This is a genomic window from Corallococcus sp. AB030 (assembly GCF_003668965.1).
Lineage (GTDB): Bacteria > Myxococcota > Myxococcia > Myxococcales > Myxococcaceae > Corallococcus > Corallococcus exiguus.
This window is the reverse complement of record NZ_RAWQ01000047.1, coordinates 9,168-34,585: the sequence shown is the minus strand read 5'-3', so window position 1 is coordinate 34,585 and position 25,418 is coordinate 9,168. Positions and strand designations below refer to the sequence as shown.

Annotated in this window: 14 protein-coding genes; 6 read left to right on the top strand and 8 right to left on the bottom strand. The window is 71.8% G+C overall.

Annotation, left to right across the window (positions count from 1 at the left end):
- Positions 1–72 precede the first annotated feature (72 nt).
- Positions 73–1,431 carry a sigma-54 dependent transcriptional regulator gene (locus D7Y15_RS14100; protein ID WP_120577169.1) on the bottom strand — a complete coding sequence of 453 codons (1,359 nt, stop codon included), beginning with the start codon at positions 1,429–1,431 and terminating at the stop codon, positions 73–75.
- Positions 1,421–3,553, bottom strand: a complete 2,133-nt coding sequence (locus D7Y15_RS14095) for an ATP-binding protein (RefSeq protein ID WP_120577167.1) — start codon at positions 3,551–3,553, stop codon at positions 1,421–1,423. Before D7Y15_RS14095 ends, D7Y15_RS14100 begins: the two co-directional genes overlap by 11 nt.
- 199 nt (positions 3,554–3,752) lie before the next feature.
- Between D7Y15_RS14095 and D7Y15_RS14090 the strand changes: the two genes are divergently transcribed.
- The 6 genes from D7Y15_RS14090 (at position 3,753) to D7Y15_RS14065 (ending at position 9,987) form a co-directional block, all read left to right on the top strand.
- Positions 3,753–4,454: a TetR/AcrR family transcriptional regulator gene (locus D7Y15_RS14090; protein ID WP_121752906.1), complete on the top strand. Its 702-nt coding sequence runs from the start codon at positions 3,753–3,755 to the stop codon at positions 4,452–4,454.
- Positions 4,451–5,251 carry a CoA transferase subunit A gene (locus tag D7Y15_RS14085; RefSeq protein WP_121752905.1) on the top strand — a complete coding sequence of 267 codons (801 nt, stop codon included), beginning with the start codon at positions 4,451–4,453 and terminating at the stop codon, positions 5,249–5,251. The genes D7Y15_RS14090 and D7Y15_RS14085 overlap by 4 nt, the downstream gene beginning before the upstream one ends.
- Positions 5,251–5,994 carry a CoA-transferase subunit beta gene (locus D7Y15_RS14080; protein ID WP_121752904.1) on the top strand — a complete coding sequence of 248 codons (744 nt, stop codon included), beginning with the start codon at positions 5,251–5,253 and terminating at the stop codon, positions 5,992–5,994. Before D7Y15_RS14085 ends, D7Y15_RS14080 begins: the two co-directional genes overlap by 1 nt.
- Before the next feature lie 45 nt (positions 5,995–6,039).
- Positions 6,040–7,077 (top strand): zinc-binding dehydrogenase, encoded by a 1,038-nt coding sequence (locus D7Y15_RS14075; RefSeq protein ID WP_121752903.1) that lies wholly within the window; start codon positions 6,040–6,042, stop codon positions 7,075–7,077.
- 42 nt (positions 7,078–7,119) lie between these two features.
- Positions 7,120–8,370, top strand: coding sequence for a hydroxymethylglutaryl-CoA synthase family protein (locus D7Y15_RS14070; protein ID WP_120577162.1), 1,251 nt, complete (start codon positions 7,120–7,122; stop codon positions 8,368–8,370).
- Between the two features lie 558 nt (positions 8,371–8,928).
- The gene (locus D7Y15_RS14065) at positions 8,929–9,987 is read left to right on the top strand and encodes a ferritin-like domain-containing protein (protein WP_233604951.1); all 1,059 of its coding nucleotides are present in this window, start codon (positions 8,929–8,931) and stop codon (positions 9,985–9,987) included.
- A 5-nt stretch (positions 9,988–9,992) separates the two neighbouring features.
- On the opposite strand, the gene D7Y15_RS14060 is transcribed toward D7Y15_RS14065, so the two are convergent.
- From D7Y15_RS14060 to D7Y15_RS14035, 6 genes are all read right to left on the bottom strand, one after another.
- On the bottom strand, positions 9,993–10,688 hold the full coding sequence (locus D7Y15_RS14060) for a c-type cytochrome (RefSeq protein ID WP_121752901.1): 696 nt from the start codon (positions 10,686–10,688) through the stop codon (positions 9,993–9,995).
- A complete protein-coding gene (locus D7Y15_RS14055) occupies positions 10,685–11,962 on the bottom strand; it encodes a hypothetical protein (RefSeq protein ID WP_199745925.1) in 1,278 nt (425 codons plus the stop codon). The genes D7Y15_RS14060 and D7Y15_RS14055 overlap by 4 nt, the downstream gene beginning before the upstream one ends.
- On the bottom strand, positions 11,959–13,257 hold the full coding sequence (locus D7Y15_RS14050) for a hypothetical protein (RefSeq protein ID WP_121752900.1): 1,299 nt from the start codon (positions 13,255–13,257) through the stop codon (positions 11,959–11,961). The genes D7Y15_RS14055 and D7Y15_RS14050 overlap by 4 nt, the downstream gene beginning before the upstream one ends.
- Positions 13,258–13,342: 85 nt before the next feature.
- Entirely contained in the window at positions 13,343–14,293 is a 951-nt protein-coding gene (locus D7Y15_RS14045; protein ID WP_120577158.1) for a hypothetical protein, read from the bottom strand.
- Positions 14,294–14,343: 50 nt separating this feature from the next.
- Entirely contained in the window at positions 14,344–22,398 is an 8,055-nt protein-coding gene (locus D7Y15_RS14040; protein ID WP_121752899.1) for a non-ribosomal peptide synthetase/type I polyketide synthase, read from the bottom strand.
- Positions 22,395–25,418, bottom strand: a complete 3,024-nt coding sequence (locus D7Y15_RS14035) for a type I polyketide synthase (RefSeq protein ID WP_121752898.1) — start codon at positions 25,416–25,418, stop codon at positions 22,395–22,397. Before D7Y15_RS14035 ends, D7Y15_RS14040 begins: the two co-directional genes overlap by 4 nt.

Here is a 25,418-nt window from a genome sequence, read left to right as displayed (position 1 = left end):
ACCCGGCGGAGGCTCCCCCACGGACGTTCGTCCGGCCGCCCGGCTGTCAGCCCGCGCGAGGAGACAGCCCGCTCACCGCTCCCGCTCGCGACGATGGATGGTGGACACATCGATGCCCAGCAGCTCCGCGGCGCGGGTCTTGTTCCCGCCGCAGTGCTGGACCATCCAGTGGATGTACTCCCCCTCCAGCTTGCGCAGGGTCCACACGCCCTCCTGAGCCTGGGCGAAGGGCGTGGCCTCCTCCGCCGAGGGCACCGGCGCGTGGGGCCGCAGGTCCTCCAGCGTCACCGTCTCCCGGGGGACGAGCACCACCAGCCGCTCCACCAGGTTCTCCAGCTCGCGCACGTTGCCCGGCCAGGGCATGGCGCCCAGCGCGGCCACCACCTCTGGTGACAGCGACGTCACGCGGGAGCGCGGGTTGCGCGCGCGGGAGCGGGCGGTGAAGTGCTCCACCAGTTGGGGGATGTCCTCCCGGCGCTCCTTCAGCGAAGGCACCCGCAGCGTGACGACGTTGAGCCGGTAGAAGAGGTCCGCACGGAAGCGCCCTTCCCTCACGCGCGCCTCCAGGTCCTGGTGCGTGGCGGCCACCACGCGAACATCCACCGTGCGGCTGGCGTCCGAGCCCACCGCGCGCACCTCGCCGTCCTCCAGGATGCGCAACAGCCGCGCCTGGAGCTCCGTGGGCATGTCGCCAATCTCGTCCAGGAACAACGTGCCGCCGTGCGCCTCCACGAACAAGCCGCGCCGCACGGACGTGGCCCCGGTGAAGGCGCCCTTCACGTGGCCGAACAGCTCGCTCTCCAGCAGCGGCCCCGGCAGCGCGGTGCAGTTGACGGCCACGAAGGGGTTGGACGCGCGCGGGCCCTCGACATGGAGCGCGCGGGCCACCAGCTCCTTGCCGCTGCCGCTCTCGCCCCGGAGCAGCACCGGGGCCGCCGCGTGGGCCACCCGGTCGATGAGCTCGTACAGCCCGCGCATGGGTGCGCTCTTGCCTACCAGCGCGCCCAGGCCGGAACGCTCCTGCGACGCCTGCTTCAGCGCCCGGTGCTCCGTGCGCAGCCGGCGGTCCTCCAGCGCGCGGCCCAGGTACAGCCGCACCTCGTCCAGGCGGAAGGGCTTGGTGAAGTAGTGGTACGCGCCCCGGCGCATCGCCTCCACGGCGCTCTCCACGCCGCCGAAGGCCGTCATCAGCAGCACGGGCAGCTCCGGATCCACCGCGCGGGCGGCGTCCAGCACGTCCAGGCCGTCCACCTTCTCCATGCGCAGGTCGGTCAGCACCGCGTCGTACACGCGCGAGCGGATGAGCGTCAGCGCCTCCTGCCCTCCGGTGGCCAGGTCCACCGTCCAGCCCGCGTCGGCCAGCGGCTCCTGGAGCATGCGCCCCATCTCCACGTGGTCGTCCACCACGAGGATGCGCGCGTCAGACGGCAAGTCGCTCGGCATTTCGTTCCTCTGGGACAGCGCGCGCCACCGGCCACAGCACGGTGACGCGGGTGCCCTGCCCCGGCGTGCTCTCCAGCTCCACCCGTCCGCCGTGGTTGCGCACGACGTGGGCCACCATCGTCAGCCCCAGCCCCGTGCCCTGCCCGCGCTTCTTCGTCGTGAAGAACGGATCAAACACCTGGTTGAGGCGCTCCTTCGGAATCCCGCACCCGTCGTCGCGCACGGTGAGCGCGACCAGGCCCCACGTGCCTTCCTCCGGGCCCACCAGCGCGGAAGCCGAGACCTCCACCGTGCCGCCCTCGCGGCACGCATCACAGGCGTTGAGCGTGAGGTTGAGCAGCACCTGCTGGAGCTGATCCGCGTCCGCCGCCAGCGCCGGCACCGACTCCGGCACGTCCACGCTCAAGCTCACCCGCCGCCGCTCCGCCTCCACCTGCAACAGCTCATGCACGCTCCGGGCAAGCGGCCCCAGCGCCACCGGCCGCACCATCGCGGGCTGCAGGCGGGAGAAGTCCAGCAACTGGCGCAGCGTGCGGCTCACCCGGTCGATCTGCTCGACGATGACGCCCAGCCCCGGCCCTTGAGGATGCGTGGGGCCCAGCTTGCTCTGCACGTACTCCGCCCGGCCGCGCACCACGCCCAGCGGCGTGCCGATTTCATGCGCGATGCCCGCCGCCAGCACGCCCACCGTGGCCAGCTTCTCCGCGCGCAACAGCTGCGTCTCCAGCGCGCGCACGTCGCTGAGGTCCTCCACCACCAGGAGCGCGCGCGTCTCCTCCTTCGGGTCCTCCGCGGTCAGCGGCACCGCGTGCAGGTTGTACGTGCCCTCCTCGCCGAAGAGCGCCAGCGGTTCGCCCAGCAGGCTGCGCGGCCGGTCCTCCTGACGCGCGGACGCCACCAGCGCGGACAGCCGCTCCACCACCGGTGCCGGTGCGCTGGGGAACGCGGACGCCAGCGGCGCACCCGTCACGTTGCCGGGCACGCGCGAGCGCAGGGCCTGGTTGACGGCGCTGATCCGCCCGTCCTCCGTCAGCGCGAGGACGCCGGTGGGCAGATGGTCCAATATCTTCCGCGTCCGGTCATGGAGCGCGGCGAGCTGGGCCGCGTGACGGCGGCTCTCCATTAGCGCCACCGCGCGCCGCCGCGCCAGCACCACGTACACCGCGAAGGCCACCAGGAAGAACGCCACCAGCGCGCCCGCGCCCAACAGCCGCACCACCAGCGACTGCTCGTGCGAACGCAGCGCCGCGGTGGACACCAGCGTCGCCACCGCCCAGTGGCTGCCGCCGCGCATGCGGATGGGCGTGTAGACGGCCACCACCTCCGAGCGCCCCAACCCCAGCCGCTCCGCCTCCTGTTCGGACAGGGGCAGCATGCCGCGCGCGCCGGCCTTCAGCCGGGACACCAGGAACGCGAAGCCCGGCACGCCCGAGTCCTTCTGGCTCGCGCGGCCGAACCACTCCGTCAGGGCCGGGTCGCTCGCGGGCGTGGGCTGGCCGTGCGTGCCCACGAGCAGCATCCGCGCCTCCAGGTCCGACGTGACGATGCGCAGCGGCGCGAAGAACGACTCCGTGTCCACCAGCACCGCCACCGCGCCCTCGGGCTTGCCGTCCGTCGCGGGCAGCGCCGTGGCCAGGATGCGCAGCCAACCGCCGTTGGCCGCGTCCAGGCTGGGCGACGTGGTGAGGTCGCCCGGCGGACGCTGCAACGCGCGGCGCGCCGTGTCGGCCATCTCCGCCACCAGCCCCTCGCGCGACACCTGCGCGTCCGGCTTCCGGTCCAACAGCAGCAGCCGCTCCGCGCCGTCGCCGTCGTACGCCGCGATGGCCTTGTACTGGCCCACCGCCTCCAGCAGCGCGCGCAGCTCCCGGCGGTGCTCCGCCAGGGTCCCCGGCTGGGACATCAGCTCGCCGGCGAAGCGCAGGTTCTTGCCCACCTCCTCCAGCGAGTCCGTGACGCCGCCCACGGCCTCGTCCAACTGCTTCTGCCGGTCCCCCGCGAACTGCTCCACCAGGGTCGTCCGGCTGCGCTTCACGAGGGTCCAGACCCCCACCCCCACGCTCGCCAGCGCGGCGCACAAGAGGAGGATGGGCAGGAGCGTGGACCGCATGGGAGGCCCGCAACCTAACCCGTTGGGTGGTCCCAAGTCCTTGTTTCCAAAAGCCTTTATCCCACCAGCCCTCCGGTACTTGCCCGTTGACGGACCGCGTCGCCGGGTGCTACCTACCGGTCGGTAGGTTAAGTGACCTACCGGTCGGTAGGTGGTTTCAGCCCGGCAGGAGCAGGCAGGCCGGCGAGGGAAGGCACGCATGACACCCACGGGGCGCAAACCGGACGAGGGCGAGCGGTACAGGGCCATCCTGGAGACGGCGGCGCGGCTCATCTGCGAGCGCGGCTACGAGGGCACGTCGATGCAGGAGATCGCCGCCGCGTGCCGGATGACCAAGGCGGGGCTCTACCACCACATCCAGAACAAGGAGCAGCTGCTCTTCGCCATCATGAACTACGGGATGGACGTGTTCGAGGAGCAGGTCCTCGCGCCCGTTCAGGCTGTGGCGGATCCGGTGGAGCGGCTGCGCCAGTGCATGCGGCAGAACATCCACCTCGTGACGAGCGGCCGCAGCAAGGAGGTCATCATCATCCTCCACGAGCACGCCACGCTCACCGGTGAAGCGCGCGAGTACATCGACCGGCGCAAGAAGCGCTACGTGCGCTTCCTGGAGGACGCGTTCGCGGAGGCCAACCGCCTGGGCCGTCTGCGCGGCGTGGTGGACCCCACGGTGGCGGCGTTCTCGTTCCTGGGGATGATCCTCTGGGTCTACAAGTGGTTCAAACCGGACGGGCGCCTCACCGAGGAGCAGATCGCCGACGGCATGGTGGAGCTGCTCTTTCCCTCCGCCGCTTCGGCCGTGAGCGCCCCGGCCCCTTCGGCTGAAGACGCGCCCGCGCTGCGCATGGTGCCGCGCGCCGCTTCCGGTTCCAGCTCCGGTTCTGGAGGAGAGCCCCAGTGAACCGCGCCCGTTGGAGTTCCCTGTCGGAGGCGGTGGCCTCCATCCCGGACGGCGCGTCGATCGCGGCTGGCGGGTTCATGCTCGGCCGCGCGCCCATGGCGCTGGTGCTGGAGCTGGTGGCGCTGGAGAAGCGCGGTCTGCAGCTCATCTCCCTGCCCAACCCGTTGCCGGCGGAGTTCCTGGTCGCGGGCGGGTGCCTCAAGCGCGTGGAGCTGCCCTTCGGCGCGCTGGTGCTGGAGAACCGCGTGCGTCCCCTGCCCTGCCTCAAGCGGGCCATCGAGGCGGGCGAGATTGAATGGCGCGAGCACGACGGCTACCGCGTGGTGCAGCGGCTGCGCGCGGCGTCCATGGGGCTGCCCTTCATCCCCGCGCCGGACTCGGACGTGTCGGAGCTGGCGGAGGTGGACGCGCCGCGCACGGTGGAGGATCCGTTCACGGGCCGCCGCGTGCCGGTGGAGCCCGCGTACTACCCGGACGTGGCGCTCATCCACGCCCGGGCGGCGGACGACAAGGGCAACCTGCTGATCGAGGACCCCACCACGGACCTGCTCGTCGCGGGCGCCGCGAAGCGGATCATCGCAACGGTGGAGGAGCGCGTGCCGAAGCTGTCGCGCGTCACCATCCCCGCCTTCCAGGTGGAGCGCGTGGTGCTCGCCCCCGGCGGTGCGCTGCCCACGGGCTGCCTGGGCCAGTACCCGCATGACGACGCGATGCTCGCGGCCTACCTGGCCGCGGCGGATGCGGGCGACGCGAAGGGCTTCCTCATGTCGCTGCGCGCGACCCGGAGCGCGGCATGATGACGACGACGGTGGACGCGACGCCCGCGGAGACGGTGGTGTCGCTGCTGGCGCGAGAGATTGAAGACGGCTCGGTGGTGGCCACGGGTGTGGCGTCTCCGCTGGTCATCCTGGCCATCGCGGTGGCCCGGGCCACGCATGCGCCGGGGCTGACGTACCTGGCGTGTGTCGGTTCGTTGGATCCTGAGCTGCCGGAGCTGTACCCGTCGTCCGAGGACCTGCGCTACCTGGACGGCCGGTCCGCGGAGGTGAGCATCGCGGACCTGTTCGACCATGCCCGGCGCGGCCGGGTGGACACGGTCTTCTTTGGCGCGGCGGAGGTGGATCCGGCGGGCCGCACCAACATGACGGCGTCCGGCACCTTGGAGAAGCCGCGGACCAAGTTCCCTGGTGTCGCGGGCGCGGCCACGCTGCGCCAGTGGGTGAAGAACCCGGTGCTGCTGGTGCCCCGGCAGTCGCGCCGCAACCTCGTTCCCCAGGTCCAGGTGGCCACGACGCGCGACCCCAGCCGTCCGGTGCGGCTCATCTCCGACCTGGGCACGTATGAGCTGGGCGGGCCCCGTGGGGCGCGGCTGTTGGCGCGTCACCCGTGGGCCACGGTGGACGGCATCGCAGAGCGGACCGGCTTCGAGTTCGCAGTGCCGGACGCGCTGCCCGTCACCTCCCTTCCGGACGCGCGCACGGTGTCGGCCATCCGCGCGCTGGACCCCCGCAACCTGCGCGACGCGCTCGTCGGCGGCTGAAACACATCTCCCCAATCTTCAAGCCACACGGAAAAGAGGCACCGCATGGAAGCCGTCGTTCTTCGCCAGTTCGGGAGTGCAGAGAACCTGCGTCTGGAGACCGTGCCGATTCCCCGGCCGGGCAAGGGCGAGGTGCTGCTGAAGGTCCACGCGTGCGGCGTCTGCTACCACGACGTCATCAACCGCCGAGGCAACCTGCCCCGCACGCACGTGCCCGCCATCCTGGGGCACGAGGCCGCGGGCGAGGTGGTGGAAGTGGGTCCGGACACGGTGGGCTGGAAGGTGGGCGACCGCGCGGCGACGCTGCAGCGCATGTCCTGCGGTGAGTGCGCGCTGTGCCTCGCCGGCCGCAACAGCCTGTGCAAGACGGACAACCGCTTCTTCGGCGAGGAGCTCCAGGGCGGCTACGCGCAGTTCATGGTGGCCCCGGTGCGAGGCCTGGGCCGCGTGCCGTCCGACCTGCCCTGGGCGGTGGCCGCGACGGTGTGCTGCACGCTGGGCACCGCCGTGCACACGCTGCGCACGCGGGCGAAGGTGAAGGCCGGTGAGACGGTGCTCATCACGGGCGCCAGCGGCGGCGTGGGTCTGGCGGCCGTGCAGCTGGCCAAGGTGGACGGGGCGCGCGTCATCGCCATCACGTCCGGCGAGGCGAAGGTCGCGGCCCTCAAGGAGGCTGGCGCGGATGAGGTGATTGTCTCGCGCGGCCTGGACTTCGGGTCGGAGGCGCGCAAGCGCACGCAGGGCCAGGGTGTGGACGTGGCGGTGGAGATCGTCGGCAGCGCCACCTTTGAGCAGACGCTCAAGGCCATGGCGCCCGGTGGACGCGTGGTGGTGGTGGGCAACCTGGAGTCCGGGGTGGTGAACCTCAACCCGGGCCTGGTCATCGTGAAGGAGCTGGAGATTCTGGGCGCGTACGCGACCACGCGCGAGGAGCTGGACGAGTCGCTGCGGCTGACGGCCAAGGGCCTCGTCCGTCCCTTCGTGTCGGAAGAGGTGGCGCTGGCGGACGCGGGCCGCGCGCACTTCCGGCTGGAGAACCGGGAAGTGGCGGGCCGGCTGGTGCTGGTGCCCCCCGCGGCGTGAGGCCGTCTGGATTCGTGACCTTTTGATTTTGAGGAGCTCCCCATGAAGAAGCGGGTTGGAATCGAAGCGCTGGCGGTGGCGGTCCCCCGGCGGTACGTGGACATCGAGGACCTGGCGCGGGCGCGCGGCGTGGACCCGGCGAAGTTCACCGCGGGCCTGGGCGCGAAGGAGATGGCGGTCAACGACCCGGGCGAGGACTCCGTGTCGCTGGCGGCCACGGCGGCCGCGCGGCTCATCCAGCAGCAGGGCGTGGACACCTCCAAGCTGGGCATGCTGGTCGTGGGCACGGAGACGGGCGTGGACCACTCCAAGCCCATCGCGTCGCACGTGCACGGTCTGCTGAAGCTGCCGCGCGGCATGCGCACGTTCGACTCGCAGCACGCGTGCTACGGCGGCACGGCGGGCCTGATGGCGGCGGTGGAGTGGATTGCGTCCGGCGCGGCGGCGGGCCGCTCCGCGCTGGTGGTGTGCACGGACATCGCGCGCTACGGCCTGAAGACGGCGGGCGAGCCCACGCAGGGCGGCGGCGCGGTGGCGCTGCTGGTGTCGGAGACGCCGGACCTGCTGGCGGTGGACGTGGGGCTCAACGGCGTGAGCACCGCGGACGTGTACGACTTCTGGCGTCCGGTGGGCCGGCGCGAGGCGCTGGTGGACGGTCACTACTCCATCACCTGCTACCTGGACGCCATGGCGGGCGCGTACCGGGGCTGGCGCGAGCGCGCCATGGAGCAGGGGCTGGTGCGGTGGGATTCGAAGCTGCCCAGCGAGCAGCTGGCGCGCATCCTCTACCACGTGCCCTTCTGCAAGATGGCGCGCAAGGCGCACGCGCAGGTGCGGCTGTGCGACCTGGAGGACTCCGGCAACGGGCCGGCCACGCCCGAGGCGCGCGACGAGGCGGCGAAGTCGCAGGCCAGCTACGACGCGCAGGTGGCGAAGTCGCTGGGGCTGAACGCGCGGGTGGGCAACGTCTACACGGCGTCGCTGTACCTGGCGCTCGCGGGCCAGCTGCACGCGGAGGGCGCGGCGCTGGCGGGCCAGCGGATGGGCCTCTTGTCCTACGGCAGCGGTTCCTGCGCAGAGTTCTACACCGGTGTCGTGGGTGAGAAGGCCGCGGAGCGCATGGCCCGCGCGGACCTGGACACGGTGCTGGCGAAGCGCGAGCGCGTGTCGGTGGAGGAGTACGAGCGGCTGATGAACCTGCCCTACGACGCGCCGGAGGCGATTGCCCCGGAGCCGGGCACGTTCCGGCTGGCGGAGATCCACGAGTTCCGCCGCAAGTACGCGGGGGCGTAGGCCGCACCTGTTCCACGGTCGTTCCCACGGGCGATGCGCGCTTTGCGGCGTGCATCGCCCGTCTGCTTTTCATGGGCATGGTCCCGAACCGGTTTGATAGGGTTTGGGGGCAGCGCAGGGGCCGGGCTGCCAACACGGGGGTTGCCATTGAACGCGGAGCGATTGCGGCGGCTGTTCGCCAGGGCCTTGAAGGCAACGCTGGCCACGCCGCTTGTGATTGCCGGATGCCACGGCGAACGGCACGTAAAGCCGGACGTGCCCGCTGGCCGGCTGGCGACGAACTACCGCCGGATCCGGTGCGCGGAGGCTCCTCCGAGGGAGGGATATCCCTTCTACAACGCGGTCCCCGGAATCGACAGGGCGTGGATGGTGCCCGTGCCGGACTTCGTCGAGGTGAGGCGGTATTCGTACACCTGGGAGCTCGTCGCCGACACGTCAAAGCCCCGACGACCCGGTGGAGGGCAGCCAGCCCGTGCCGAGAGGAAGCGAATCCCTGGCTCCCAGTCCGTCTTCACCACGGGAAACGCTTGCGAGACGGCCGTCAACAAAGAGGCCTGTGTGGAAGCGCGCCAGTCGCTGGACGACGGAGGCATGGAAGGCTTTGGAGGTAAGTGTCTTGGCGACGCCCTTTCGACGTGTAGCTCCTATTACGTGGTGACCACCCGGGGCGACGACGTGAGGATCTTCAGGTCGAGGGATTCGCTCAAACAGGTGCTGGGTGCCATCGAGCAGGCGGAGGAGGCCGCACTCCTGGCATTCGCGGCCGGCTACGAGGTCTGCTCCTCCACCGAGGCCCCGCCATGGGTCGGCGTCAATCCCGACGAGGGCTTCACGATCCTGGAGGAACTGGGCGTTGATTGTGACCAGAAGCAGTCATGGCTGTCCCGGAAGCCGGTGCGCATCTCGTCCTCGGGAGAGGTGGTCGAGCACAAAGCCTTCAAGGTCAAGTACGGCGACACGGGCTGCTATCCCGGCAGAAGGCCCGTGGGACTCCAGGAGGCACAGGCTGAGGACTGCGAGGACGCCCGGGGCGCCTGGTTCGCCAATGCCGCCCGGCTGGAGGCTGCGTCCGTCGACGCCTTCCTCCGGCTGCGCGAGGAGCTGGCCCTGCACGGTGCGGGTCAGGCGTTGCAGGACGCGGCGCTCGCCAGCGCGCAGGACGAGGTCCGGCACGCGGAGGTCACCACCCGGCTCGCGCGTCACTTCGGGGCCGAGCCTCCCCTGCCCTCCGTGGCCGACGTGCCGTTGAGGTCCTTGCGCGAGGTGCTGCTCGACAACGCCGTGGAGGGGTGCGTGCGGGAGACCTACAGCGCGCTGCTGGCCCACCATCAGGCGCTGCACGCGGAGGACGCGGAAATCCGCGAGGCCATGGCACGCATCGCCGACGATGAGACCCGACACGCGGGCCTGTCCTGGGACATCGACGCGTGGGCCACGCCCAACCTGTCCACCGAGGCACAGGCCGTCCTCCACGAGGCCCGGCGGCAGGCCATCGCGGTGCTGCGCGCGGAGGTGGCCGTGCCGCTCGACCCCGAGCTCACCGCCGACGCCGGACTGCCCTCGCCCGACGTCGCCTCGGCGCTGCTCGACTCACTGGAGCAGTCGCTCTGGGCCTGAGGCGCTCACAACCCCAGGAAGGTGAGCACCGCCGCCAGGTCCTCGTCCGACAGGGCCTCCCGGCTGTAGAGCGGCATGGTGCCGCCGACGCCGAAGAAGCTGCCATGACGCAGCTTCTCGATGACCACCAGCCGCCGGGGAATGCCGGGGAAGAGCGCGTCGTAGTCGTCCGTCACCTCCGGCAACACCGACGCGAACGTCGTCAGCCGCCCCTCCCCTGTGTGCGTGGCCCCATGGCACGTCTGGCAGGCGGCGCGGTACACGGCGACTCCCCTTCCAGCATCACCAGCCGGCACGTCCTGGATGTCCTTCACCACCGTGAAGGGCAGCGCGGGTGCGTCCGCGTCCGGGCTGATCCGCACCAGGTATTCGTACAGCGCCCGCGCCTTGGGATCCTCCCGCGTGAGGGGGGACACGCCGCGCATGAAGCCCAGGTAGCAGAAGTTCACCGCGCTCAGCAGGTCCGTCTCGTAGCCGCCCCACCACGTCTCGCGGAACGCCACGTTCTCCAGCGGGTAGCCCGCGAGCATCCGGTCCGGATCGGGCATGGCGCTCGTGGCGTGGCAGGTCGCGCAGGAGAAGCTGTTGAACTGGCTGTCCGACAGCCGGGCATCCTGGAACAGCGTCTCACCGAACTCCGCCGCGGGCGTCGCGCCGCCACAGCCCGCCAGCAGCGCGCCCAGCCCCCAGAGCCACCTCATGGCCGGCTCCGCAGCAGCGCCACCGAGTCCGGGAAGAGCCCCACCTGGACCGTCTTCACCACCCGCCGCTCCTCCAGCGACACGACGTGGAGCGTGCCCGGCCCCACGTGGTCGCCCTCGCAGACCACGAGCGCATGGCGCTCATCCGGCGTCAGCATCAGCTGGTGCACGTTGAGGCAGCCGCTGGGCGACAGCGGAATCTCCCCGGGCACCGCCTCCGGATGGGCTGCATCGATGATGGCGATGGAGTCCACCGACTGGTACGGCATGTAGAGCGTGCGCCCGTCGGACGTGAAGGCACCGAACATCGGCGCGCCCTGCAGCCACACCGTGCGCTGGGGATCCATCGTGAGCGTCTCCGGATCCAGGTACTGCACCGCGCGGCTCGCGAGCGAGCTGACCCACACCGCCCCTGTCGTGGGCGACACCGTGAGCGCATAGGGCTGGTGAAGGGGCCGCACGGCCGTGCCGGTGTTGGCCGCCACCTTCACGCGGCTCACCGGGCGGTCCGCCTGCTCCAGGTCCACGATGGCCACCTCGTCCGACCAGCAGGCGACGTAGGCACGGCGTCCATCCGGTGACAGCCGGACCGCGTGGGGCGCGGGACAGACGGGCACCATCGCCGTGCGCGTCATCGTCCGCGCGTCGAGGATGGCCATCCGTGAATCCATCTCCGCTTCCGTGCCTCCCCGCCGGGCCACCTCCGCGATCTTCAGCAGGTCGAAGTGCGTCTGGAAGAGCGTCCGCCCGTCCGCGCTGAGGATGACGTCGCCCGGGTTGGGATCCACGCGCGCGGACCCCACGACGGCGTGGGTGGCCGCGTCCAGCTTGAGGCAGTAGCCATCCGCCTTCCCCGAACCATGCGTCCCGTGCGGTCCGGATCCGGAGCCGGGCACATAGTTGGAGATGCCCACGTAATAGAAGTCACCCTCCGGCGAGACGACCGAGTGGTGCGGCCCCTCCAGCTCCACCGGGTTGAGCCCCACCGGGACGCGCGCCAGCTCACCCCAGGTGGGAGACTCCATCCCGTCCAGGTCCAACAGGCTGAGGGTGTCCTCCAGGTTGTTGGTGATGATCAGCCGCCCGGCGGGCCCCACGGGAGGCAGCGGCGCGGACACCGGCCACGGCGCTTCGACGCCGTACTCCAGCTCCGGCACCTGGACCGGCCCCATGTCCGTCTCACCACAAGCCCCGAGCACGCCCACCGACAGGGCGAGCAGCAGCCAGGACCGCGCCCCGACAGCGCGCTTCGTACGAGGCAGTGAGACCGTCATGACCTGCGGCTCCGCGCCAGCGCGTCCCTTCTGGAACGGCGCCCCCACACCGTCGCGAGCACCAGGAGCGCGCCCGGCACCAGGCCCGGCGACGCGGCGCAACCATCCGGGGACGCTGGCGCCACGGGCTGCTCGGAAGGGCCTGCGTCCTGCGTGGGCCCCACGCCCCCGTCCGGAGCCGCGCCGTAGAGCTGCGCCAGCTGCGGCCACAGGGCCGGACACCGCTGCTGCACGGGCGTCGCGGCGGGACACAGGTGCGCGCCCTGCACGTCGCCGAGCTTGAACATCGGCTCCCAGGTCGTGCCTTCGTCCGCGCTCTTCGCCAACGCCCAGCCGCCCGTCCAGCCCGAACCACAGCCATAGAGCGTCCCGTTCCGCTTCAGCGCGCAGGCGTTCCCGTTCGGCTCCGCGAGCTCCGTGAAGGGCCCGTCATCCTGCCCACGGAAGAGGCGGGTCGTCGTGGAGACCCAGACCGTGCGCCCGTCCGGGGACGCCTCCACGCTGGAGATGCGCTCGTAGGTGTCCATCACCGACGTCAGCGTGACGCCACCGTCCGTGCTCTTGAGCAGCCAGTCGCGACCCTGGGCGGAGATCTTCGCCCACAGCACGTCCGGTGACGCGTCGCTCACGCGCAGCAGCACCAGGTCATACGGGAGCTTCAACGCGGTGAGCGGCTGGGGCAGCCGCGTCCAGACGCGCCCGCCGTCATCGCTGCGCGCCAGGAACTGGCCTTCCGCGTCCTGGCCCGACGCGTAGAGGCGCAGCGGATCCGACGCGGCGATGCGGATGGCCGAGTAGCGGGAGCCCGGCGTCGGCGCCAGCGCCTGGACCCAGGACTCCCCGCCGTCCTCGGAGCGGTACAGCCCGTTGTTCAGGGACGGCCGCCCCGTGCTGACGTACAGGAACCGCTCGTCCGTCGGGTGCACCGCCAACCCGGTGACCCACGTGTCTTTGAAATAGGTATGCGGCGCCCACGAGCAGCCGCTGTCGTCGGAGCGGATCAGCGCGCTCCCCGTGGCGGCCATGATGGCCCCGCCGGACAGCCAGAAGTAGCGCTCCGGACGCCAGATGGCGATGCCCATGCCCTCCGGGCAGATCCACCGCCAGGTCGTCCCCTGGTCGCGGGAGATGAGCGCGCCGGAAGCGTCACCCATGATCCAGTCGTCCTCGTGCCCGCGGCGCACGCTGATGCTGCTCGCCTCGTCGGGCATGCCCCAGTGCGCCCCGGCCGGAGCCGCCCACAACGACAGGAGCAGCGGCAGCATCCAGGACAGGAGGATGGATGTCTTCTTCACGGTGAGGCTCCAGCGAGGAGAGGAAACAACGAGCGGCCGCTCCCGGATGCGCTCCGGGGCACGGCCGCTCGCGTGGGGGAAACGCTTAGTTGGGCGCGTTGCGGTACTCGAAGTCCTCGAGCGTCATCAGGTAGTCCTTCTTGTCCTCGCGGTACCGGAAGCAGTAGCGCGTCGGGTAGAGGCCGGAGACCTCCATCGCCGGAGGCGCCTTGATGGGGCGGCAGTCCTCGGCGGGCTTGCTCTTGGCGAAGCCGCCCTCGACGACGGTCTCGAAGTACGTGATGTGGCCGTCGTAGGCGCCGTAGACGAACGCCTGCGTGAAGGGCTCGCCGTTGAAGGGCGACTCGGCGATGTCCGCCAGGTGGTTGCCCATGCGCGCGGACACGCCCTTCTGGTTCTCGAAGCCCGTCGGGTAGAAGGGCGCCGGCGGATCCTTGATGGCCTTCGCGTAGTCGTTGCAGTCCGTGTAGACGCCGCACGGACCGGTGCGGATGAAGTTACGCGTCACGAAGTCCTGCATGAAGAAGTGCAGGTCGAAGTGCCCCTTGTCGAACGCGCCGATGGGGCCGTGGCCCCGGCCCTGCCAGTTGAACATGATCCACTGGAAGGGGACGTCCTTCATCTTGGGGAACCAGAGCACGCGCTCGTGGCCGCCGTTGCACTCCTTCTCCGGATCCGTCACGCCGTCGTTGTTCATGTCCCAGCACGTCTGCCCGTCGTTCGTCGGCAGGTGGGGCAGCATGGGCAGCGTGTCCATGGCGGCCTGATCCACGGTGACGCCAATGGCCTTCACGGAGCCGTCCGCGTTCTTGTGGATGATGGACTGCACGTAACCGTCGCCAAACGACACGCGGTTCTCCATCAGGTCGCACGTGCCGCGGTACGCGCCGTCCTTCAACCGCTTGGACAGCTCCTTCTCGGAGACCTTCTGGACCTTGTTGTCGACACAGGCGTCGACGGTCTCCCCTTCATCGGAACAGCCGGCCATGCCCAGCAGGGCCGCACCCAGGATCCACGGACTCAGACGATGAAACACGGTTGCACTCCTTGTGAACGAAACGAGATGAACGAAGCAGAAGCCCTGGCTCAGGCGCGCAGGGCGGACGACAGCGAGCCCACGAGCGCGTCGAGCCCGTGGCTGAACAGGGTGTAGTGATTGCCTTCCAGCTCCACGAGCTGGCCGCCCGAGGTGAGCCGCAGCCACGCCTCCGCGTTCTGCCGCGAGGCGCCTCCGGGCTGCGCGCCCCGGCAGAACCAGACGCGGCCGGCGTAGGGCCGGGCCTGGTACGCGGTGAGGGCGCGCATGTTCGCCTTGAACACCTCCGCGTGCGCCCCCAGCGTCGCGCGGTCGAGCTCCGGAGCGATGGCCTCCTGCGCCCGCAGGTCCTCCACCACGCGCTCCAGCACCGCGTCCGCGGGCAGGGCCCGCAGCGCGCCGGCATCCACCGAGACGCGGCGGGCCGACAGGGCGCCCAGGTCCTCGGCGAAGCGCGCCATCAGCGCCGCCTCGTCCATGGCGTCCCCGCCCTGCCCCGCTGGCGGGACGAGCACGTCGATGAGCGCGAGCGTGGAGACGGTGTCCCCCGCCGCCTGGAGCTGGCGCGCCATCTCGTAGGCGACGACGCCGCCCATGGACCACCCGCCCAGGTGATACGGGCCGCGCGGCTGCACGTCGCGCAGCGCCTCCAGGTACGCGGCGGCCATGGCCTCGATGGACCGGGCCGGCGCGCCGGGCGGCACCTGGATCCCGAAGACGGGCTGATCCGTCCCCAGCTTCCGCGCCAGCTCCGCGTAGCAGAGGACGCTGCCTCCCACCGGGTGCACGAGGAAGAGCGGAGGCCGCGTGCCCGCGGGCTGGATGGGCACCAGCGCGCCACGCCCCTCGCGCCGCGGCGCCTCCGGCCCGGCCAGGGACTCGGCGAGCAGCGCGATGGTGGGCATCTCGAAGAGGGTCGCCAGCGGCAGCTCCCGGCCCAGCTCCTGGCGCAGCCGCGCCATCAGCCGCACCGCGAGCAGCGAGTTGCCGCCCACCTCGAAGAAGTTGTCGTGGACGCCCACGGGCCCCGGCAAGAGCCCTTCCCAGAGGCCGGCCAGCGTCTTCTCCAGCCCGGTGCGCGGCGGCACCTTGACGCCGGTCTGCTTCGGCTGCTGCGTGCCCTCCAGGGCCGGCAGCGCGCCGCGGTCCACCTTCCCGTTCGCGCTGAGCGGCAGCGAGTCCAGCGTCACGAAGGTCTGCGGCACCATGTACTCCGGCAGCTTCGTCCGCAGCGCCTCGCGCAGCGCGTCCAGCGCCGGGGGCGCCTCCGCGTCCAGCACCACGTAGGCCACGAGCCGCTTGTTGCCCCGCTTCTCTCCCACGGCGGACGCGACGGCGGCGCGCACGCCCGGGTGCTGGAGCAGCGCGTTTTCAATCTCGCCCAGCTCGATGCGGAAGCCCTGGACCTTGACCTGGAAGTCCTCGCGGCCCAGGAACTCGATGTCGCCGGACGGCAGGAAGCGGCCCAGGTCTCCCGTGCGGTACAGCCGCTCGCCCGTCAGCGGGTGGCGGATGAAGCTTCCGCGGGTCTTCTCCTCGTCCCGCCAGTAGCCGCGCGCGACGCCCACTCCGCCGATGAAGATCTGCCCCGGCACCCAGGTGGGGCACGGCATCAGCGCGTCGTCGAGCACCAGCATCTGCTGGTTCAGCATCGCCTTGCCGTAGGGGATGCTGGGCCAGGCGGGGTCCACGTCGCCAATGGGGTACACGATGGACCAGATGGCCGCCTCGGTGGCGCCGCCCATGCTGTAGACGGCGGCATTCGGCGCCACGGCGTGGATGCGCTCCGGCAGCGACACCGGGATCCAGTCGCCGCTCATCATCACCGTCTTCAGCTGGGGCCACGTCTCGCCCAGGCCCGCCAGGTGGTCGGCCATCATCTCCATCAGCGCCGGGACGCTGTTCCACACCGTCACGCGGTGCTCGCGCACCAGGTGGAGCCAGCGGCCGGGCTCGCGCAGCTCGCCGGGCTCCGGGATGACCAGCGCGCCACCCGCGGCCAGCAGGCCGAAGACGTCCCACACCGACAGGTCGAAGTTCATCGCGGACAGCGCGAAGCCCCGGCTGTCCGCGCCGACGCCGTAGCGCGTGTTGACGTCCAGCAGCGTGTTGAGCGCCGACCGGTGTTCAATCATCACGCCCTTGGGGTGCCCCGTGGAGCCGGACGTGTAGATGACGTAGGCCAGGTCGTCCGGACGCTGCACGCTCGGCAGCGCGTCCGCGGACGGCCGCTGCGCCTCCGGCCCGTCGATGGCCAGCACCGCGCTGGGGTCCACGCCCGAAAGCTCCAGCTTGAGCCAGGACTGGGTGAGCACCTGCCGGGCTCCCGTGTTCTCCAGGAGGTAGCGCAGGCGCGCCGGAGGCAGGTGCGAGTCAATGGGCACATACGCGGCGCCGGACTTGAGGACGCCTAGCGCGGCGACGACCTGCTCCCAGCCCTTCTCCATCACCAGGGCCACGAGCGCGTTGGGTCGGGCCCCCTGCTCGCGCAGCCAGTGCGCGACGCGGTTGGAGGCGGCGTCCAGTTCGCCATAGGTGAGCGTGCGGCGCGAGGTGAAGACCGCGGGCTGGTCCGGCTGGAGCGCGGCGGCCCTCACGAACGGCTCGTGCATCAGGCCCTGCGCCACGGGTGCGGCCGTCGCGTTGGCCTCCCGGCGGACGTCCAGCTGCTCCGGAGGCACCAGCAGCCGGGTGCGCTCCGTCCATGCGGCGGGCTCCGCCGCCAGCCGCGTCACCAGGCCCGAGTAGGCCTGGAACATGGCGTCGATCATCCCCGCCGGGAACAGCTCCTCCACCACGTCCCAGTTGAGGACGAGTCCACCGCCGTCCTCCACCACCTGGTGATCCAGGAACACCTGGGGCGTGCGGATGCTGCTGTGGATCTCCTCGCCGCCCGTGCCCATGGTGAGCAGGTGCTGGGCCAGGCCGGCCGGAGCGGCGTCGCCTTCGCGCGAGTGGAAGTTGATGGTGCTCGCGTAGACGACGGGCATGCGGGCGCGCCGCATGTCGCCGTCGCGGCGGTTGAGCTCACGCAGCACGCGCACGCCGCTGAACGACGCGTGGTCCAGGTCGTTCCACAGCTGCTGCTGGAGCCGCTGCGCCCGCGAGGCGATGGACTCCGCGCGCTCCACCTGCACCTCCAGCAGCGTGGTGGCGCTGAAGTTGCCGAGCACCCGGTCCACATGCGGGTGCAGCGGCACGCGGTTGAAGAACAGCACGTTGAGCGTGAAGGCGCGGCTGCGGCCCCAGGTGGCCAGGACCTCCGAGTAGGCCGCGCACATCACCATGGAGGGCGTGACGCCCGCCTCGCGCGCCAGCTCCTTGAAGCGCGCCCACTGCGCCTTGGGCAGCCGGAACGAGCGGTGCGTGAAGCGCGGCAGCTCCAGCGTGCCCGGGTGGCGGGCCATGGGGAGCTCCGGCGCGGGCGGCAGCTTGGGGACGCGATCGAGCCAGTACTTCTCCGCGGCGGCGTACGCGGGGCCAGACTCCAGCGCCTGCACGCCCAGCACGTAGTCGCGGAAGGTGATGTCGATGGGCCGCAGCGCCCCGGCGCCCTCGCGGTACACGGCGGACCATTCCTTGAAGAGCAGCGACGTGCTCCACGCATCCACCACCAGGGCGTCGAAGCCCAGGTGCAGCCGCGTGCGCTCGCCATCCAGCCGCGTGGCCCGGACGTCGAACAGCGGGAAGCGGTCCGTCTGGAAGACCTGGGTGGCCATCTCCGTGCGCAGCGCCGCGAGCGCGCGCTCGACCTGGGACGCGTCCTGGCCCCGCAGGTCCACCGTGCGGATGACGAAGGACGGCACCGTGGGCAGCACCCGCTGCTGCCCGTCCGGCGTCACCACCGCGCGCAGCATGTCGTGGCGCTGGATGACGACGTCCAGGCTCGAGCCCAGCCGCTCCAGGTCCACGCCCAGCAGGTCCACCTCCAGGAAGAAGTAGGTGGACACGCCGCCCAGCTCGAAGGAGCGGGTGCGGCCCAGCAGGTACGCCTGCTGGAGGTCCGTCATGCCGATGGGCTGGTGGCGCCCTTCCCCGTCATGCACGAGCACCTCCACCGGGGCCGGCTCCGCGCTCGCGGTCCGCGCCGGCTCCGCCGCGCTGCTCGCGGGAGGCGCCTCCAGCGACAGCTGACCGAGGATCTCCGAGCAAAGGGCCTTGAGGCTCGCGCCCGCCAGGAGCCCGCCGAGCGACAACGCCACGTTCAGCTCGTTGGCGACCGCGCTCTTGAGTTCCAGCGCCATCAGCGAGTCGAAGCCCGCGTGCGCCAGCGGCGCGTCCACGTCCACGTCCGCGGCGGACGCGCGCAGGATGACGGCGACCTGGGAACGCAGCCACTCCACGAGCCGGGGCGTGCGCTGCGCCACCGGCAGGCGCGCGAGCACGTCCCGCAGGCCCGACGAAGCAGGGCGCGCGGCGCTCGCCGACGGCGTGACTTCCGCGCGCGTCACCTTCTGGAGCGCCTGGACCGTCGTGCGCTTGAGCAGCGCTCCTTCGGCGCGCAGGAAGACGCGGCCCTGCGCGTCCGCCACGTCCACGTCCGCGACAATCGTCGTGTCCCCATCCTTCCAGGGGCGCAGCCGCACGTGGGCCCGGGTCGCGGTCGCCGGAGTGGCGGGACCGACGACGAAGCGGGCGACCTCGACGATCATGTAGATGGCGTCCTCGGGCACGTCGCCCGGCAGGCACGCGAAGACCGCCTGGAAGAGCGCGTCCACCAGGCCCGGATGGACGCGGTAGCCCTCCGCCTCCTTCGCGTCGGGCGCGCGCATCGTCGCGAGCGCCTCGCCCTCGCGGAAGCGGACCTGCTCAATCCACCGCGCCGAGTGCCCGAGCACCAGCTGGCGCTTCTCCATCCGCGCGTAGAACTCCGCGCCGTCCAGCGTCCGCGTGCAGCGCGCGAGGATGGCGTCCGCGGACTCCAGGCCCTTCTCCTCCTGGGCCTCCGCGAGCCGTCCCTCCACGTGCACCGCCCAGGCGCTGGAGTCCTCCGAGGCCCCCGGCGGCAGGCTGTGGAGCGCGAAGCCACGCTCGCCCTTCGCGTCCGGTGGCTCCACCACCAGGTGCGCGACGCGCGTCTCGTCGTCGTCCATGAGGAGCCCGCGCCGGACCGACAGGCCCTCCACGCGGCAGGCTCCGGCGCCCGGCGTCAGCGCGTGCCAGGACTGGAGCGCGGCCTCCAGGAAGACGCCCACGTTCACCACCCGCATCCCGCCCATCCGGCAGTCCGCCAGGCACGGGTGCTGGGCCGCGTCGTACCGCACGCGGAACTGCGCCGCGGGCAGCGGCGACGGCAGCCGGTTCCCCAGCAGCGTCGTCGAGGCGGTCTCCTCCCGCACCGGGGCCGAGGACCGGGCCGCGGTACCGGGCGCGGGGGCGGCGTACCAGTACCGCTTCCGGTCGAAGGTGTACGTCGGCAGCGGGACCCGCCGCGGCTCGAGGCCCGCGTGCAGGTGGTCCCACTCCAGGTCGGCGCCACGTGTGTACAGGGCGCCCGCGCTCTCCAGCATGGAGCGCTGCGCGGACAGCCCCTTGCGCATCGAGGGCAGGAAGGCGCGGTCCCCCGCGGGCGCGTAGCGCTTCACCATGCCGATGAGGTGGGGCGCGGGGCCCACCTCCACGAAGGTGTCGAAGCCGTTCTCGAACAGCCACTCCATGCTGGCCTGGAAGCGCACGGCCTCGCGGGCGTGGTCGCGGAAGTAGCGCGGCCCCAGCGTGCCGGCGTCCACGGGCCGGCCCGTCAGATTGGAGATGAGCGGGAGGGACGGCTCATGGAACGTGAGCCCGGACGCGGCCTGCTCCAGCGCGTCCAGCATCGGATCCAGCAGCGGCGAGTGGAACGCCTGCGAGACGTTGATGCGCTTGTGCTTGTGACCCTGCGCCATCAGCGCCTGGAGCACCTGCTCCACGGCGTCCACCTGGCCGGAGATGACGATGTTGTCCGGCGCGTTCACCGCGGCCACGGACACGCGGTCGGCCTTCCCCTCCAACGCCGCCCGCACCTCGGCCTCGCTGGCGAAGACGGACGCCATCGCGCCCGCCGCCGGGAGCGCCTGCATGAGCGCGCCGCGCACGGCGAGCAGCGCCACGGCCGCCTCGGGCTCGAAGACGCCCGCGACGCAGGCCGCGACGTACTCACCCACGCTGTGGCCCAGCACCGCGGCAGGCACGACGCCCCAGCTGCGCCAGAGCATGGCGAGCGCGTACTCCACGGAGAAGAGCGCGGCCTGGGTGTAGCGGGTCTGATCCAACAGCCCCGCCGTGAAGCCCTCCCCGCGCAGGAGCGTGAGCAGCGGCACGTCCCAGTGGGACTTCAGCGCCTCCGCGCAGCGGTCCAACGCCTGCCGGAACACCGGCTGCGAGGCGTGCAGCTCCACCGCCATGCCCGGGAACTGGCTGCCCTGGCCGGTGAAGAGGAAGGCCACCTTCGGCCCCTGCCCCACCTGCGCGCGGCCCAGGGACGCACCCGCCGGCAGCTCCCCCGCCGCGATGGCGGACAGCGCGTGCTGGAGCGACTCCAGGTCGTCCACGGGCAGCGCCACGCGCTCCGCGAACCGGGCCCGGCCGGTGTTCACGCTGAAGCACACGTCTTCCAGGAGCAGGTCGCGCTTCGCCGCCAGATGCAACGCGTGCCGGCCCGCCAGCCGCGCCAGCACCGCCGGACTGCGCGCGGACAGGGTGAAGAGCTGCGTGCCGGGCTCGAAGGCCCGCGCCGGGCGCACCACGGCCGGGGCCTCCTCCACCACCAGGTGGGCATTGGTGCCGCTCGCACCGAACGAGCTCACCCCCGCGATGCGCGGACGCTCCGCGCGCGGCCACGCCTCCGGCCGGGTGGAGATGGCCACCGGCAGCGCCTCCAGGTCGATCTCCGGGTTCAGCTCCCGGAACTGGACCTGGGGCGGCAGCTCCTCGTTCTGGAGCGCGAGGATGACCTTCATGAGGCCCGCGGCCCCCGCCGCCGGCTCCAGGTGCCCGATGTTGGCCTTGATGGACCCGATGTGGATGCGGTCGCCTTCCGCGCGACCCTCGCCCAGCGCCGCGCCCAGCGCGCGGACCTCTATCGGGTCGCCGAGCGGCGTCCCCGTGCCATGCGTCTCCACATAGCTGACGCGGTCCGCCCCCACGCGCGCGGCCTTGAGCGCACCGCGGATGACGTCCTGCTGCGCCGCGGGGTTGGGCACCGTGAGCCCGCCGCTGCGGCCATCCTGGTTGACGCACGAGCCCCGGATCAGCGCGTGGATGTGGTCCTTCGCCGCCACCGCGTCCGACAGGCGCTTGAGCACGAAGACGACACAGCCCTCGCCGCGGGTGTAGCCGTTGGCGTCGCGGTCGAACGTCTTGCAGTAGCCGTCCGGCGACAGCATGCCCGCGCGCGACAGCACCACGAACCACTCCGGCGACAGCAGCACGTTGACGCCGCCCGCCAGTGCTAGCGAACACTCCCCCGCGCGCAAGCTTTGACATGCCTGGTGCAGGGCGACGGCGGAAGATGAACAGGCCGTGTCCACGGACAGGCTGGGACCGCGCAGGCCCAGCCAGTACGACAGGCGCCCGGCCGCGAACGTGGACGCGTTGCTGGTGAGGCAGTAGGCGTCCAGCTGATCAATGGGCGTCTCCTGCATCAGCTTCTGGCAGTAGTCGTAGTTGGTGATGCCCACGAACACGCCGGCCATGCTCCCCTCGAGCTTGTCGAAGGGCTGCGCCGCGTTCTCCAGGGCCTCCCAGCTCACCTCCAGGAACAGGCGCTGCTGGGGATCCAACGTCGCGGCCTCGCGCGGGGAGATGCCGAACACGCCCGCGTCGAACCGGTCGACCTGATCCAGGAACCCGCCCTTGAAGAGCTGTCCGTCCGGGGTCGCCGCGGCGCCGCGCTCCTGGGGGAAGGTGCGGATGCCGTCGCCTCCGGAGCGCAGGAAGCGCCACAGCGTGGAGGGGTCGTCATTGCCGCCCGGCAGGCGGCAGGACATGCCGACCACGGCGATGGGCTCCGAGCGCTGGGACTCGACGGCGTCGAGCTTCCCGCGGAACTCACGGATGCGCTCCAGGGCACGCTGGAGCAGTTCGTCGCGGTTGGACGCTTCGGTGGAAACCGGCGGGGTGCTCATGACAGGTCCTTGCTGGAGATGGAGGAGGTCTCTTCGAGTTCCCGCGCCAGGAGGTCGGCGATGCTGTCAGTGCCGCCTCCCGTCGCCGGGGACAGGCCCTGGGACGCCAGGGGCTGCGGCTCACGCGGCGGGGTGGCGGGTGCCGGGGGTGGCGTGACGAACGTGCCCAGCTGCCGGGACAGCCGCTCCACGGTGGGGTTCTCGAAGATGACGGTCACGGCGAACTTGCGCCCCAGCTGCTGCTCCAGCCGGTTGCGCAGCTGTCCGGCCATCACGGAGTCCATGCCCATCTGGAAGAAGCCACCCTTGGGGTCGAGCCGGGCGGCGTCGAACTTCAGGATGCGCGCCACCTCCGCGTGCACCAGGCTCCGCAGCTTCGTGGCGCGCTCGCGCTCCGGCAGCTCCGCCCAGCCAGCCAGCTGCGGCGAGGCCGGGGCGCGGACTTCCGTGGGACGCCGGACGGGTTCCGGGGGCGTGTCACGCACCGCCGCGCGGGGCAGCTCCAGGCTGGTGGAGCGCACCGACGCGAGCATCGTGACGGGCCGCTCCTTGAACCAGAAGGACTCGCGCTCGAAGGGATAGGTCGGCAGGCGGAGGAAGTGCCCGTGGGGCGCGAGCAGCCGCTCCAGGAGCAGGCCCAGACCCGCCGCGTGGAGCGCCGCCACGGACGTCAGCAGCGCCCCCAGCGCATCCTGGCTCCCACGGAGACAGGACACCGCCAGCACGTCCGTCAGTCCCTGGCGCGCGGCGGCCTCCTCCACCGGCGCGGTGAGCACCGGCTCCGCGCCCAGCTCCACGAAGAGCACGTGGCCAGCGCGCAGCGACTCCTCGATGCCCGGCGACACCTGCGCGGGCCGGCGCAGGCACCGCGTCCAGGCACCGGCGCCCAGGGACTCGCCGTCCAGCACCGTCCCGTCCGCCGAGGACAGGGGCACCGCCGTGGGCCGGGGCGTCAGTCCCGCCAGCGCCGCGCTCAGCGCTCCAGCCGCCGCGTCTCCCTTCGCCAGCAGGGCTCCGCACTCACGGGCGACGCGCGCGGCGTCCTCCAGCGACAGCGCCCCCGCGACGTGGGCCGCGGCGATCTCCCCCACTCCCTGCCCGAGCACCGCGGCCGGCTCGACGCCCCACGAGCGCCACAGCTCGGCGAGCGCCACCTGCACGGCGAAGTGCTCACCCACCCCGTCCGCGCCCTGCCCCAACTGGAGCGCGCCGCGACAGCGCTCCAGGGCCTGGGCGAACACCGGACAGTCGCGGCCCAGCGCCGCGAGCCGGGCCCCTGACAACCGGGGCTCCGCGGGGAAGAGGAACACCGGGCGCCCCGGCCTTCCGGCGGTGCCCGTCCATGCGCCCGGAGGCCGGACGTCCTGCTGGAGCGCGCGCAGTTGCTGGAGTGCGTCCTCGCGGGTGCGGACGACGAGCCCCACCCGGTGGTCGTGGTGCGTCCGGCGCAGCGCGGCCGTGGCGCAGACGTCCTCCAGCGTTTCATGCTGGCCGGCGCCGCTCGTCAGGTGGTCCGCCAGACGCCGGGCCACGTTCGACAGCGCCTTGCGGCTGCGGGCGGAGAGCACCAGCAGGTGGGAGCGCTCCACGCCAGACACGGAGGGCCGTGCAGCGGCCTCGGGGCGCGCGGACTCCAGGGTGCCCAGCACGACGTGCGCGTTGGTGCCGCCCGCGCCGAACGAGCTGACCGCGCCATACCGGCGCTCCGCCGGATCCGTCCACGGCGTCGACTCCGTGGGCACGTAGAGGCGCGTGCCATCCAGCGAGATGTGCGGGTTGAGCGCCTGGAAGTGCAGGTTCGCCGGGATGACGCCGTGCTTGAGCGACAGCGCGACCTTGAGGATGCCGACGATGCCGGCGCCCGCCTCCAGGTGCCCGATGTTCGTCTTGATGGAGCCGAGCGCGCAGGGCCGCCGCTCGCCCTCCGCGGCGCCGTAGATTTCGGAGAGGGCCTCCACTTCGATGGGGTCGCCCAACGACGTGCCCGTCCCGTGCGCCTCGACGAGCCCCACCTCCGAGCCGGTGAGCCGCGCGCGCTCCAGCGCCTTGCGGATGACGGCGCGCTGGGCCCCACCGTTGGGAGCCGTGAGGCCGTTGCTGAGTCCGTCCTGGTTGACGGCCGAGCCGTGGATGACGGCCCACACCGGGTCCCCGGCCGCGAGCGCGTCCGACAGGCGCTTGAGCACCACGACGCCGCAGCCCTCGCCGCGGACGTAGCCATCCGCGCGCGAGTCGAACGTCTTGCAGCGCCCATCCGCCGCCAGCGGCAGGCCCTTGGAGTGCGCCACCGACACCACGGGCGACAGCAGCAGGTTGAGCCCGCCCACGATGGCGGTGGAGCTCTCTCCGTGGCGCAGGCTCTGGCAGGCCTGGTGGACCGCGACGAGCGACGAGGAGCAGGCCGTGTCGAAGGCCATGCTCGGCCCGCGCAGGTCCAGCAGGTACGACAGCCGGTTGGGGATGATGCAGTTGGTGCCGCCCACCAGCGAGTACGTGCCCAGCACCTGCGGCTCTGAGAGTTGGAGCTGGAGGTAGTCGTTCCCGTTGGCGCCCACGAAGACGCCGGTGTCCGTGCCCGCGAGCGCCTTCGCGCTCAGGCCCGCGTCCTCCAGCGCGTGCCACGCCACCTCCAGGAAGAGGCGCTGCTGCGGATCCATCTGCTCCGCTTCACGGGGCGAGATGCCGAAGAAGTAAGGGTCGAAGCGGTCGGGCGCGTCCAGGAACGCGCCGTAGCGCATGTGCATCCGCCCCGGTGTGGCCACGTCCGCGTCGTAGTAGCGCGACAGGTCCCAGCGGTCCGCGGGCACCTCGCTGACGGCGTCCACCTTGCCGCGCAGCATCTTCCAGAGGGTCTCCGGGGTCTCCCCGCCCCCCGGGATGCGGCACCCCAGGCCGATGATGGCGATGGGCTCCCGGCCCCGGGACTCCAGGGCCTCGAACCGGGCCCGGAGGTCCTTCAGCGCGTCGAGGCTGCGCTTGAGCAGCGTGGGATCATTCGCGGTGGGCAGTGGGGCCGTCAT